Below are 13,014 nucleotides of genomic sequence, written 5' to 3'. Positions count from 1 at the left end.
TCCATGCCGTCCCCTGCTCCGCCCGACAATCTCGCTACGCTCTCGCTCGACGCCATCGCCGAGCTGGCTGAGGACCGCAGCCTGCCGCCCGTCGAGAAATGGCATCCGGAACGCGCGGGCAAGATCGACATCCGCATCGCGCGCGATGGCACTTGGTATCATGAGGACGATCCCATCGAGCGCCCGGCGCTCGTCCGCCTGTTTTCGACCATCCTGCGCCGCGAACCGGACGGCGGGCATGTGCTCGTCACGCCGATTGAGAAGCTCGCGATCGAAGTCGAGGACGCGCCGTTTGTCGCGGTCGAGATGAAGCTCGTTGACGATCCCGTTTACACCCAAAGGACCGTTTTCCGGCTGAACACGGGCGACATAATCGTTGCCGGTCCGGAACATTCTCTCGAACTGCGCGGCGCGGGCGAGAACGCCCTCCCCTATCTCCATGTGCGCGGCGATCTCTGGGCACTGCTCGCCCGGTCCGTCTATTATGCGCTGATGGACGCGGCGCTCGAACAGGACCCGGTCGGGATCACGAGCGACGGTACATTTTTCCCACTTGCGCCGGAGGGCATGGCCGCATGAGCCTTGCCGCGTCTCTGCGCGATACGCTCGAAAAGTCGCTGGCGCTCGATGTGCCCGTGCTCGACGCCGACATCCGCGGCGAGCGGCTGCTTGCCAATGGCAATGCCGTCGATGCCGCCGTCCTGATCCCGGTCGTCGACCGCGACAGCCCGACCGTCATCCTCACTCAGCGCACCGACGCGCTGCCCAGCCATCCCGGCCAGGTCGCCTTTCCCGGCGGCAAGGTCGATCCGCACGATGACGGCCCGGTCGCCGCCGCGCTCCGCGAGGCCGAAGAGGAAATTGCGCTGTCCCGCGAACGCGTCGAGCTTGTCGGCACGACCGATCTCTACCTGACCGGTACCGGGTTCCACATTACACCCGTCATCGGCGTCGTCCCGCCGGGCCTCGACCTCACCCCCGAGGAAGGCGAAGTCGCGGCGATCTTCGAAGTGCCCTTCGATACGCTGTTCGATCCCGCCAATTACGACGAGCGCGAGATCGAATGGGAAGGCCGGATGCGCCGCTATTACGAGATGTATTGGGAAGAACGCCGCATCTGGGGCGTGACCGCCTCGATCATCATGAACCTCTCGCGCCGGCTGCGGGCAGCGGCATGAGCTATTTCGGTGACAGCTATTTCGGTGACAGTGCACTTAATTCGGCAACAGTGCATTACCGCCGAAACGACGTGACTGGAATTAAGTGCACTGTCACCGAAATAGCCGGGGAGGATTTGGGATGACGCTGCCCGACGCGCCTTGGCGGCAGTGGCCGGGGATGGAGGCGCTGCTCGCAGCGCTCGACGCAGCGGAGGGCAAGGTGCGTTATGTCGGCGGGGCGGTGCGCGATACGCTGCTCAAGATCGATGTGCAGGATGTCGACTGCGCGACCGTCTTCCCGCCCGAGGAGACGGCGCGGCGGATCGAGCAAGCAGGCCTCAAGGCCGTGCCGACCGGGATCAAGCATGGCACGATCACCGCCATACTGCCCGAAAAGCGCACGATCGAGGTGACGACCCTGCGCCGCGATGTCGCGACCGATGGCCGCCACGCCGAGGTCGAATATAGCGAAGACTGGCGCGAAGACGCCGCGCGCCGCGATTTCACGATCAACGCGCTCTCCGCCGATCCGCTGACCGGCGAGATTTTCGACTATTTCGGCGGCAAGCCAGATCTCGAAGCCCACCGCGTGCGCTTTATCGGCGATCCGGCAGAACGCATCGCCGAGGACCATCTGCGGATATTGCGTTTCTTCCGCTTCCATGCGCGCTTCGGCAGTGGCGCGCCCGATGCCGAAGGCCTCGCGGCGGCCGCCAAACATGCGAACAGCCTGATGGCGCTCTCGCGCGAGCGCATCGCGGACGAGCTCTTGAAGACGCTCGCCCTGCCCGATCCGTCCGAGACCGTCGCGCTGATGATCGACCAGGGCATTTTCGCGCCCGTGCTGCCGGAGATCGCGAGCGCCGATGCGCTGGCCCGGCTGATCCGCCGCGAGGAGAAATTTCAAGAGCGCCTAAATACTACATCCGCTCGTCCTGAGCCTGTCGAAGGGCGGGTGCACCACGCCCTTCGACAGGCTCAGGACGAGCGGAAGGGAGGTGTCATCGCCGCCGATCCCATCCGCCGGTTCGCCGCCCTTCTGCCGCCCGAACCCGACACAGCACGCGCCATCGCTACACGCCTCAAACTCTCGCGCGCCCAGCGCACCCGGCTCGCCACGGCTACGGCGCGCATCCCCGGCGATACGGCCGAACCGCGCGCCCTCGCCTATCGCCATTCGATGGACGGCGCGATCGACCGGCTGCTGCTCTGCCCGACCAACGATACCGTCACCGGCAACGCCCTTGCGGATTTGGTCTCCAGCCCGCCACCCACGATGTTGCCGATCAAGGGCGGCGAACTGATCGAGATGGGCATGGAGGCAGGCCCAGCCGTGGCGGCGAAGCTGCACGAGATCGAAGAGGCCTGGATCGCCGAAGATTTTCCCGATGAGGCGCGGGTGCGGGAGATTGCGGCTGAGTTGCTGGCATAACTATCATGCCAAACGTGTTTCGGGATGATCTCTTTCCGAACGTCCATTGTGGAAATGCGATCACGTCATTCCAGCGAAAGCTGGAATCTCCGGCCATATACGCTTTGCCTAGCCGCCTGAGATCCCAGCTTTCGCTGGGATGACGGGTGTTATTTGTTTGAGCGGGATCAGCTCGAAATACATTCAGCATGACACCGAAAAACCAATGAACCTTTTCCCCTCCCCCGCCGACTATATACGCGTAACGGGAGGTTTTCTGGATGGATCGAAGCGGGCGGGTATTTGACGAGCTGCTCGTGCTGCATGTCCAGAATGGCGACCGGCGGGCGCTGGAGCGGCTGGCCAGCCGCTGGCATCCGCGGCTGTTGCGCTCGGCGCGGCGCTTTACCGGCGATGACGAGCTGGCGCGCGAGGCCGTGCAGGAAACCTGGCTCGGCATTGTCGCCGGGCTGAAGAAGCTCGGCGATCCGGCGAAATTTCCGGCCTGGGCCTTCACGATCCTGCGCCGCCGTTGCGCCGACCGGATCCGGGCCCATGCCGTGCATCGGCCGCGTTCGGACGAACTGACCGAGGCCAATGCGCCCGTCATTTCGCCGCGCGGCGAGGACCAGGCGGCCATCGCCGAAGCGTTCGGCCGGCTGCCCGACGACCAGCGGATCGCCGCAACGCTCTATTTCGTCGAGCGGTTGAAGCTGGACGAGATCGCGGCGGCGACCGGCGTGCCGCTCGGCACGGTGAAATCGCGGATTTTTACCGCGCGCAAGACGCTCAAGACCCTATTGGAAGGAGAAGACTGATGACCGAATTCGACGACAGGCTCCGCGCTGCACTCGACGCGGACGACGAGGCGTTCCTCAAAGAGCTGGACAGCGAGCGCGGGCTTTTCGCGCAGATCGGCGACACGCTGAGCGGGCCGCTCGGCGGCTGGGCGAAGCTGGTGTTCGTGATCCTGTTCCCGATGTCCGCCTTCATGTTTTACGCAATCTGGCAGATGTTCACCGTGGAGGGCACGCGCGAAATCATCCTCTGGAGCGTTGGCGCGCTCGCCGCCCTGGTCGGCGTGGGCATGACCAAGCAATGGTTCTTCGAGCGGATGAACCTGATGGCCGTGCTGCGCGAGCTGAAACGGATCGAACTGCGCGTGGCGCGGATGGAGGAGCGGGGCTGATTGGCTCGCCCAATACAAACTGCTAATCGGGCAGCCATGACGCAGCCCCTCGCCGATTTCGCTGTCGCTATGGACCGCTGCTGGCAAGATGGGCGCTTTGACGATCTGAAGGACTATCTGGACGAGAATATCGTGATCGTCGCGCCGCGCGGCAGTGCCCGGATCGTAGGCATCGAAGCCGCAATCGAGAGCTATCGCGGTTTCATGGCCCGCGCCGAAGTCGAACGCTACGAAACTGGCGACACCATCATAACCGAGAGCGGCAACACCGCGATCCTCGAATATCGCTGGTCGATGACCTGGAAAACAGAAGACGAGCGCCACGAGGCCGATGGCCGCGAAGTGCTAGCTCTGAACCGGAGCGGCAACGCGTGGAAAGCCGTCTGGCGGATGCAGATCGCCGACTAGCCGAACCGGTTATCCTGAGGGAAACCCCGGGGCGGCAACCGGCCCGCCGTCCCGCGATTGCCGATCCAGTCGCCGAGCTCGGTCTCGGTGCGCGTGCGGCCCGTATCGCCGCCCATCGCCCAGCTCAGGCCGTCGTCGAGTACGAAAGCCAGCGCGTCCGATAGTCCGCCGTCCTTGTATTTCTGCAGCATGATGCCCTGGCCGCGCGCCATTTCGGGGAGCGCTTCGAGTTCAAAGATCAGCAGCTTGCGGTTCTCGCCGATCGCCGCGATGTGATCCGCGCCCGCAGGGATCGCGCGGACGACGCGGAGCTTGGCCCCGGCCTTGACGTTCGCCACGACCTTGCCCTTGCGCGTCGTGCTGACAATCTCCTCCGCCCTGGCGACGAAGCCCTTGCCTGCCGTGCTGGCGAGCAGCAGCCTGCCGCCCTCCTCCACCTTCACGAGACCGGCGATCTCCGCGCCGTCTTCTACATCGACCATCGAGCGCACGGGATCGCCGAAGCCGCGCGCGCCGGGCAGCTTGTCGGCGGCGAGCGTGTATATGCGGCCATTGTCGGCGGCGAGCAGCAGCTTGTCGGTCGTCTGGGCGTGGAAATCGAAAGCCGGGCCATCGCCTTCCTTATACTTCAGCTTGGCGAGCCCGGCGGTGTCGACATGACCCTTCATCGCGCGGATCCAGCCCTTTTCGGACATGACGACCGTGATCGGCTCCTTCTCGATCATCGCCTCAAGCGGGATTTCCTTGGGCGGAGCGGCCTCTTCGAGCGAGGAGCGACGGCGGCCGAGCGCGGTGTCCGCGCCATAGGTCTTGAGCAGGCCGGCCAGGTCCTCCTTCAGCCGCGTCTTCTGCCGCGCCTTGGAGTTGAGCAATTTATCCAGCTCCGCGCGTTCTTTCAGCAGATCCTCGCGCTCCTGCCGGAGCTCCATTTCCTCGAGCTTGCGCAGGTTGCGGAGGCGCATGTTGAGGATCGCCTCGGCCTGGCGGTCGGACAGCTTGAACTCCGCCATCATCACCTGTTTCGGTTCGTCCTCATAGCGAATGATCTCGATGATCCGGTCCAAGTTCAGGTACGCGACGATATAGCCGTCGAGCAGCTCGACCCGGTCGTCGATCTTGCCGAGGCGGAACTCGGAACGGCGGACCAGCACCACAAATTGATGCGTCAGCCATTCCTTGAGCACCTCTTTGAGGCTCATCACGCGCGGTGTGCGGTCCGCATCGAGCACATTGAGGTTGAGGCCGATGCGCGTCTCGAGATCCGTCAGCCGGAACAGCGAGTCCATCAGCACGTCGGGCTCGACCGTCCGGCTCTTGGGTTCGAGGACGATGCGGATCTCTTCGTCACTCTCGTCGCGCACGTCCGCGAGGATCGGCAGTTTCTTGTCGGCAATCAGCGCGGCGATCTGTTCGATCAGCTTGCCCTTTGCGACCTGAAACGGGATTTCGGTGATCACCGCTTCCCAAGTGCCGCGCCCGAGATCCTCCTGATGCCAGCGCGCGCGGACGCGGAATGCGCCCCGCCCCGTGCGATAGGCCTCGGCGATAATCTCCTTGCTATCGACGAGAATACCGCCGGTGGGGAGGTCCGGCCCCTGCACGAAATCCATCAGCTCGGCCTCTTCGGCCCTGGGATTATCGATCAGGTGGGTGGCGGCATCGATCAGCTCGGCGACATTGTGCGGCGGGATCGATGTCGCCATGCCGACCGCGATGCCGCTCGCCCCGTTCGCGAGCAGGTTCGGAAAGAGCCCCGGGAAAATCTCCGGCTCTTCCTCCTCGCCATTATAGGTCGGACGGAAATCGACCGTGCCTTCGGCCAGCCCGTCCATCAGGTCGATCGCCGCCTGGGTCAGCCGCGCTTCGGTATAGCGCATGGCCGCCGCGTTATCGCCGTCGATATTGCCGAAATTACCCTGCCCGTCGACGAGCGGATAACGCATCGAAAATGGCTGGGCGAGCCGGACCATCGCGTCATAGACGCTCTGATCGCCATGCGGATGATATTTCCCGATCACATCGCCAACGACGCGCGCACATTTTTTGTAGGCGCTGTCGGGGCCGAGCTTGAGCTGCCGCATCGCCCATAACAGGCGGCGATGGACCGGCTTCAGCCCGTCGCGCAGGTCGGGCAGCGAGCGCGCGGTGATCGTCGAGAGCGCATAGACGAGATAACGTTCAGAGATCGCCTCATCGAACGGCGCATCGACGATCCGATCGAACGGATCGTCGGCGGGTTCGGGCGGATCGGCGGTATCGGTCGTCATGGCTCGCGGATTAGCAGCGGAGTGCGATCCGGGCGACCCGGATTTCCACAGCAAATCGATTTTGCAGCACAGTATCTTGGCCTTTGAACATGGCCCCGACTGTTCATGCCAGAATGGTATCGCAGGGTTTGAACCCGTGGTTCGTATTTAGGCCGGGACACATGACTCCCGGCAACCGTCATCGAAAGGCGCGCTTTATCGGCGCACCACCTGCCCAAAAAGGCCTTGCGGTAAAGCCAACCCATCGAGTTTTTTTTGGAGCTTGTGAGGATCTTTGAGCCTGACGGCATATTCGACCGTCATCAGCTGCATGAACAACAGCAGTTGCGAAAGGCCTAGCGCAGCTCCGGGGCAGGTACGCGGCGCCCAGCCAAACGGCACATATGCGCCGTTTTCCTTTACGGTCTTCCGCGAACTCCAGCGTTCCGGATCGAAATGCTCCGCATTGTCCCAGAATTGCCGGTTGTGATGGGTCACATAGGAACTCAGGCAATAGTGCCCGTCTTCCGCGACAGAAAAGTCCCGGACTTCGATCGGACATGAGGCGCGCCGGACTGTGATAAGCGGAAAACTCCACAGCCGAAGGACCTCTCGCGCGAACTGATGGGCTATCGGCACGCTACGCGGCAGATCGTCATAAAGTTCGTCCTCGCTTAAACTCCGAAATTCCTCGGCGATCATATCCGCCCAATGCGGATGCCGGATCAGCTCGAACAATGCGCCGGCCGCCACAGTACCGGGGGCGCCAACAATCGCTGTCAGAATGGTCGTGACGAGATACGCTGCGCGATCGGCTGTTAGATTCTCGTCGAAATCCAGAACTGCCCGAGCAAAATCATCCCTTTGACGGACGGAACCGTTACGGAGTTTCACCATGTGTGCCTTGATCGCACGGCCTGCACTGATCTGGATCAACGCTTCTTTCAACTTATCCGACAAGCCACTTGTTGCGTGCGCGTTGCTTATCATGGTTTCGACTTTGTGGATGCGGTCGCGTTCCACGGCTTGCGCACACTTACGGCCCATCCCGTCAACCACCAGGGGAATAAGGCTTTCGGAGATCATTTTTCCGACCAGCATCGTGAGATCTTGATCGGCATTCGCATTGGTTGCCAGATCCAATGATGCCCGCATCCGACGATGCAGCGGCTCGAGAAATTTCCGGCAGTTCTGCTGTCGGCTCCGTATTTGCAGCGCTTGTCTTATGTCTGTCCAAAGGGGGGGCTCTTGATGGCGCTGCCCGGGCAGGAAATCCGATAACCTATGCGGCAGAGTGGCGTTCTTCGAATTTGCCGCCTCGATATCAGTAACGGTCGCCGGGCAAAACACGCCGAGCAGTCCGTTGGACACTTCGAATATGGGGCCGTCGCTTTCCACCCTCTTGACAAGCGAGGCGACCGTATTGGTTTCGCTCATGGCGCCGATTCCGATAACACAGCGCAGCACGAAAGAGTGCTGCGCTGTGCATCCGAAGAAACCTAAACCTCGATGTAGTACCACCAGCTCCAGCCAGCGGGACACGCCGTAGGCCTCATGTTCATCTTGGACCGTATTGTACGAAATAGTTTCTTCATTTTTTCTCTCCGCAGACTTGAAACCCCCAGCAAATGTAAGTAATCGCACTTAAGAGCAAGAAATGTCAATTATTTAACAAAAGCTTAACATTGGCAAGAATCATGGGTATTCAGTATTTGTTACGGAAGTTAAATAAAAAGTGGCGCTTTATTTGAGGTAAAATGGTAAATTTTCGGGACGATCCGTTAACATGGCTTGGCAGACTTGCAACGGACGGCAAAAAAGCCGATTGGATTGCGCCCGATCAACTCTGCATAGCTGATGCTGAAGTCGGGCGAGCCGTCCTGCACAACAAGGATCATCGATTCAAAGAGCGGTCCGACTTTTTCAAAACCCGCAACGGAGAGTTCGGGCCGCGCGATGCCCAGATCGCAATCGGGCGCAAAGCAAAAGCATTCATCACTGCCGGGATATCTTTGTGTGATTTCGATGCCATTGTCGAAGGGCTTGGCGCCGAAAGTCTTTGGCCGCAAGGAGGCTGCATGCTGATCGGGAAAGCAAGCAGATCTCTTCTGGCCAGCGACGAACGTTCCAAACGATTCAATGTTTTACTGGACGAAATCATTCAGGTCAGGATTTACGATCGCGATCTAAAAAGGCCGCACCTCATCAAAGCATTTTTCCGGCGGAGAGCGTTCATGAGAGCTTTTGCGCGTGAACGAGACGCGCATGTTGTGCGAATGAATGGCGAACCCCGCGATGTGCTCGACATCGTCTTCGACCATGGTGGAGGCGCCAACCACGCTCAGTTGGCGGAAGTTTTCCTTGGTTTCGCCTTCAGCCTCAATAGCTCTGTCGGCCTGGCTCTAAGCTGGACGCTCATGCTCACACTCAAGCATGGACGCACGTTTGAGTCTTCCCGCAATCTGACGAGCGAGAGTTTGCGCCTGTTTCCGGTCGCGTGGCTGTTCGACAGGCAACCGGAAGCACCAATAGATATACTCGGGCACCAAGTAACACCGCAGCAAAGCGTCATAGTCAGCCCCTATGCCATTCATCGAAATGCTGAATATTGGCCCGATCCCGAGAAATTTCTCCCCGAACGCTGGAACGACCAGCCAGATCAATCCGCATGGATACCCTTCGGCGCGGGCCCGCACAGCTGCGTTGCTATGAGCTTAACATACGATCTGATCGAAAAGATATTGCACCGACTATGCGCCCCTACAGCGCCGAAGATCGAAATAATCGGTGAAAAACCGTCGATCGGTGTGGCTCTTGCGCCGCCAATGTTTCGTATTCGTCGCTGATCGATCAACCGTCGAAGCCATATCCCATCCAGCCACAGCGGAAATGCGCCGCGCAAATGAGAACCTCCCCGTAACACCATCCGGCGCCGGGGAGGCTGGGCGGGGACTTTGGCCCCCGTCAATGTCGCCCGGGCGTTTATCCCCGAGTGGTGCGACTCGCATAGCAGATTTCTGAGCACGTTGCACTCCGACGCCAGCGCGCCGTAGCGTCAGCCAACACTCACCGAAACACCACCGTCCGCGCCCCGTTTACCAGCACCCGCCGCTCGCCGATCCATTTTACCGCCCGAGCCAGCACCTGCGCCTCGATATCGCGTCCGATCCGGATCATATCGTCGACGCTGGCGCGGTGATCGACGCGTTCGACGGCCTGTTCGATGATCGGGCCTTCATCGAGATCCGCGGTTACGAAATGCGCGGTCGCACCGATCAGTTTGACGCCGCGTTCATAGGCGCGGTGATAGGGCCGGGCCCCTTTGAAGCCGGGCAGGAAGCTGTGATGGATGTTGATGCAGCGTCCGGCCAGCTGCTCGACGAGCCCGGGCGACAGGACCTGCATGTAGCGCGCCAGCACCAGCGTTTCGGCCTCCGCCTCGGCCATGATCGCGAGAATTTGCCGCTCCTGTTCCGCGCGATTGCCGTCGCTGACAGGGAGATGGTGGAAAGGCACGCCATGCCATTCGGTCAACGCGCGGCAATTCTCGTGATTGGAAACGACCGCCGCGATCTCGACGGGTAGCGCGCCGGTCTTCCGGCGATGGAGCAGATCGTTCAGGCAATGGCTGGCCTTAGATACCGCGACGACGATCGCAGGCGGCGCATCGCTCGCATCGAGATGCCAATGCAGATCATACCGGTCGGCCACGTCCGAAAATTTGGTCTGCACCGCTTCGATCGTCTCCGGAAAATCCACGCCTGCGCTCTTGAACTCGACCCGCATGAAAAAACGCTCGGTATCCAGATCGGCATATTGCTGGCTGTCCAGAATAAAGCCGTCATGCTTGGCGAGAAACCCCGTCACCGCCGCGACGAGGCCGACCCGGTCCTCGGCCGTCAATGTCAGAATATAGCTCGTCATAGCCCACCCGCCTAAATTTGATCTGTCGCGCTCAAGTAGAGCGCAGTATCGATATCGCCGAAATCCATTCTGTTCTCCTAGAAACCAATGGGCATCCTTCAAGTCACCTGTTCCAACTCGCGCTGCGGATCGTGCGGATCCAGCCGGATGATCCTCCGCATCGGATGCGTCTCGGCCTCGCGCACCAGCCAGTCGCGAAACGCTTTGATCTTGGGCTGGTTGCGCTGATGGTCGGGGCAGACGATCCAGACCGACGCCTGGCCGTAGATCGCCGGGCCGATCTGCACTAGTCGACCATCGCCCAGCTCCTCCGACCATAAAGCAGGATCGAGCATGGCGATCCCCTGCCCCGCCAGCGCGGCATTGCCTTCGACCATCTGGGAATCGAGCCGGATCGCCGGGGTGGGCGGCGCGTCGGCGATCCCGAAATGGCGCGACCAGCGGCTCCACCAGCGATCGTCCGGGCTGAGCAGCCGCGAGGCCATGATGCTGTCCGGCACATCGAACGGGCCGTAACTCTCGACGAAGCCCGGGCTCGCCATCGGTCCATATTGTACGCGCATCAGGAACTGGCTGTGGAGGCCCGGCCAATCGCCCCAGCCGGTGCGAATCGCAACGTCGATATCGGCGCGTGCAAAATCGATCATCCGGTCGTTGACATCGAGCCGCACGGCGAGATTGGGATGATCGAGCTGGAAACCGCCGAGCCGGGGGGCCAGAAAGCGATTCGAGAAGGTGGCGTAGCTGCTGATCGTGAGCAGCGCTTCGTCCGCCGCGCGGACACGCGCCACGGCCTCATTCAACAGATCGAACGCCGCCGACGCCTGGGTCGCCAGTGGCGCCGCCGTATCGAGCAGCGCGACGCGCCCGCGTTCGCGCCGGAACAGCGGCACGCCGAGCCAGGCCTCGAGCGATTTGACCTGATAGCTGACGGCCGCCTGGCTCATGCCGAGTTCCTCGGCGGCGGTCGTGAAATTCTCATGCCGGGCTGCGGCTTCGAACACGCGAACGGCGGCAAGAGGCGGCAGGTTACGCATAGTCCAGTCATAAGCTATACTTATACTATAAGTCGAGTATTTAGTTGGGAAAGACCAGTTTACTGTCCTAAACCCCTCTCTGTCATCAGCCCCTCATAAGGAGATTCAACATGCGCGACGAAATGGATTGCCGGCTATGGAACGATTATAACGACAGCGCGGGTGACGCGCTAACGCGGATCGGCGAAGATTGCGCCCGCTGCCTGGAGACCGCGCGCACGACCTTGCTGCGCAAGGTACGCGACGCCAGTATCCGCGGCACGATCATGATCGCCGCCCTGTTGGTCAGCAGCACCTCGATCCTGCTGACGGTCACGCCGGTCGGCGCCGCCTGACGGCCCGCTCCGCCCGGCCGCGCCCGATTGCGCGGACCCGCGTCTTTCGCTATAGGCCCAATACTCGCCCCGGCCCGCGCGCGACTCCAGCCGCCGCGTCCGGGGCGCGTTTCTTTTTTCGGAGTCACGCCCATGTCCCGCCGCCGCCAGATTTACGAAGGCAAGGCCAAGATCCTCTATGAGGGCCCCGAACCCGGTACGATCATCCAATATTTCAAGGATGACGCGACCGCGTTCAACAATCAGAAAAAGGGCACGATCAACGGCAAGGGTGTGCTTAATAACCGGATTTCGGAGCATATCTTCACGCGGCTCGGCCATATCGGCGTGCCGCATCACTTCATCCGCCGCCTCAACATGCGCGAGCAACTGGTGCGCCAAGTGGAGATCGTGCCGATCGAGATCGTCGTCCGCAACGTCGCGGCCGGATCGCTGACCAAGCGGCTCGGTGTCGAGGAAGGAACACCCCTCCCCCGCACGCTGATCGAATATTGCTACAAGGACGATGCGCTGGGCGACCCGCTGATCGCCGAGGAGCATATTGCGTGCTTCGGTTGGGCCAGCCAGGACGAGATGAACGAGATCGCCGACATGGCGATCCGCGTGAACGATTTCATGTGCGGGCTGTTCGCCGGCATCAATATCCGGCTGATCGACTTCAAGCTCGAATTCGGGCGCATCTGGGACGGCGACTATTCGCGTCTGCTGCTGGCCGACGAGATCAGCCCTGACGGTTGCCGGCTCTGGGACATGGAATCGGACGAGAAGCTCGACAAGGACCGGTTCCGCCGCGATATGGGCGGCGAGGTAGAGGCCTATCAGGAAGTCGCCCGGCGGCTGGGGCTGTTGCCCGAAGGCACAGCGAACGAGGTGCTGGACCTGGAACAGCATCGAAAGAAGCGCGGCAAGTAAGTCGGTAATTCCCCGTTGATCAGCGGTTTATCGGCCGATCTTGTTACCGCATATGATACCGAAAACGAAGGTCGCGACAAGCGCAAGCCGCACCATCCCGCTGGGGTCCCGATAACCGAGAATCTCTCCGCCAAAAGCGAACAGCGCAATAAACATACCGAGCGCCAACGCGACCATGATATCTGCCTCCCAAACAATCCGCGCACAGCACATGCCGTGCCGAGGCCCCAATTTGCGATCGAGATTTTGAAATCCGGTTAACGCGGCTTAAGGATTTTGGCAGCCATGTTACGCCGTTTAACAGTAAACGCATCCGGATATCGCAGTGCACATGTTCGCGCTGTCCGGCCCTTGCAACCTGCCCCGCTTCAAACCATAGAGCGCGCGACTGC

14 protein-coding genes are annotated in these 13,014 nt (G+C 61.3%); 9 read left to right on the top strand and 5 right to left on the bottom strand.

The features are described 5' to 3' along the window. The first annotated feature begins 3 nt into the window (after positions 1 to 3). From Q0974_RS05390 to Q0974_RS05365, 6 genes are all read left to right on the top strand, one after another. Positions 4 to 579 (top strand): DUF1285 domain-containing protein, encoded by a 576-nt coding sequence (locus Q0974_RS05390; RefSeq protein ID WP_299323521.1) that lies wholly within the window; start codon positions 4 to 6, stop codon positions 577 to 579. Continuing rightward, positions 576 to 1,178, top strand: coding sequence for a CoA pyrophosphatase (locus Q0974_RS05385; protein ID WP_299323519.1), 603 nt, complete (start codon positions 576 to 578; stop codon positions 1,176 to 1,178). Before Q0974_RS05390 ends, Q0974_RS05385 begins: the two co-directional genes overlap by 4 nt. A gap of 121 nt (positions 1,179 to 1,299) precedes the next feature. Next, positions 1,300 to 2,592: a CCA tRNA nucleotidyltransferase gene (locus Q0974_RS05380; RefSeq protein ID WP_299323518.1), complete on the top strand. Its 1,293-nt coding sequence runs from the start codon at positions 1,300 to 1,302 to the stop codon at positions 2,590 to 2,592. Positions 2,593 to 2,852: 260 nt separating this feature from the next. After that, positions 2,853 to 3,389 carry a sigma-70 family RNA polymerase sigma factor gene (locus Q0974_RS05375; protein ID WP_299323516.1) on the top strand — a complete coding sequence of 179 codons (537 nt, stop codon included), beginning with the start codon at positions 2,853 to 2,855 and terminating at the stop codon, positions 3,387 to 3,389. Beyond that, a complete protein-coding gene (locus tag Q0974_RS05370) occupies positions 3,389 to 3,760 on the top strand; it encodes a DUF6768 family protein (protein WP_299323514.1) in 372 nt (123 codons plus the stop codon). Before Q0974_RS05375 ends, Q0974_RS05370 begins: the two co-directional genes overlap by 1 nt. Positions 3,761 to 3,796: 36 nt before the next feature. Next, positions 3,797 to 4,168 carry a nuclear transport factor 2 family protein gene (locus tag Q0974_RS05365; protein WP_299323512.1) on the top strand — a complete coding sequence of 124 codons (372 nt, stop codon included), beginning with the start codon at positions 3,797 to 3,799 and terminating at the stop codon, positions 4,166 to 4,168. Here Q0974_RS05365 and parC read toward each other — a convergent pair. Both parC and Q0974_RS05355 read right to left on the bottom strand, forming a co-directional pair. After that, positions 4,165 to 6,435, bottom strand: a complete 2,271-nt coding sequence (parC, locus tag Q0974_RS05360; RefSeq protein WP_299323510.1) for a DNA topoisomerase IV subunit A — start codon at positions 6,433 to 6,435, stop codon at positions 4,165 to 4,167. The genes Q0974_RS05365 and parC overlap by 4 nt on opposite strands. A gap of 195 nt (positions 6,436 to 6,630) precedes the next feature. Beyond that, on the bottom strand, positions 6,631 to 8,058 hold the full coding sequence (locus Q0974_RS05355; protein ID WP_299323507.1) for a cytochrome P450: 1,428 nt from the start codon (positions 8,056 to 8,058) through the stop codon (positions 6,631 to 6,633). A 113-nt stretch (positions 8,059 to 8,171) separates the two neighbouring features. Here Q0974_RS05355 and Q0974_RS05350 point away from each other — a divergent pair, with 113 nt between their 5' ends. Continuing rightward, positions 8,172 to 9,260, top strand: coding sequence for a cytochrome P450 (locus Q0974_RS05350; RefSeq protein ID WP_299323504.1), 1,089 nt, complete (start codon positions 8,172 to 8,174; stop codon positions 9,258 to 9,260). Positions 9,261 to 9,480: 220 nt separating this feature from the next. Here the strand turns inward: Q0974_RS05350 and purU are convergent, their stop codons facing one another. Both purU and Q0974_RS05340 read right to left on the bottom strand, forming a co-directional pair. After that, positions 9,481 to 10,338, bottom strand: a complete 858-nt coding sequence (gene purU, locus Q0974_RS05345; RefSeq protein WP_299323502.1) for a formyltetrahydrofolate deformylase — start codon at positions 10,336 to 10,338, stop codon at positions 9,481 to 9,483. A 98-nt stretch (positions 10,339 to 10,436) separates the two neighbouring features. After that, positions 10,437 to 11,375: a LysR substrate-binding domain-containing protein gene (locus Q0974_RS05340; protein ID WP_299323499.1), complete on the bottom strand. Its 939-nt coding sequence runs from the start codon at positions 11,373 to 11,375 to the stop codon at positions 10,437 to 10,439. Positions 11,376 to 11,485: 110 nt separating this feature from the next. Here Q0974_RS05340 and Q0974_RS05335 point away from each other — a divergent pair, with 110 nt between their 5' ends. Together Q0974_RS05335 and purC are read left to right on the top strand one after the other, a co-directional pair. Beyond that, positions 11,486 to 11,710 carry a hypothetical protein gene (locus Q0974_RS05335; RefSeq protein WP_299323497.1) on the top strand — a complete coding sequence of 75 codons (225 nt, stop codon included), beginning with the start codon at positions 11,486 to 11,488 and terminating at the stop codon, positions 11,708 to 11,710. A gap of 132 nt (positions 11,711 to 11,842) precedes the next feature. Further along, positions 11,843 to 12,622: a phosphoribosylaminoimidazolesuccinocarboxamide synthase gene (gene purC, locus Q0974_RS05330; RefSeq protein WP_299323494.1), complete on the top strand. Its 780-nt coding sequence runs from the start codon at positions 11,843 to 11,845 to the stop codon at positions 12,620 to 12,622. A gap of 27 nt (positions 12,623 to 12,649) precedes the next feature. Here the strand turns inward: purC and Q0974_RS05325 are convergent, their stop codons facing one another. Next, positions 12,650 to 12,799, bottom strand: coding sequence for a hypothetical protein (locus Q0974_RS05325; RefSeq protein ID WP_299323493.1), 150 nt, complete (start codon positions 12,797 to 12,799; stop codon positions 12,650 to 12,652). Positions 12,800 to 13,014: the final 215 nt, after the last annotated feature.

This window comes from Parasphingopyxis sp. (assembly GCF_028279465.1).
Lineage (GTDB): Bacteria > Pseudomonadota > Alphaproteobacteria > Sphingomonadales > Sphingomonadaceae > Parasphingopyxis.
This window is presented reverse-complemented; position numbering and strand designations above follow the sequence as displayed.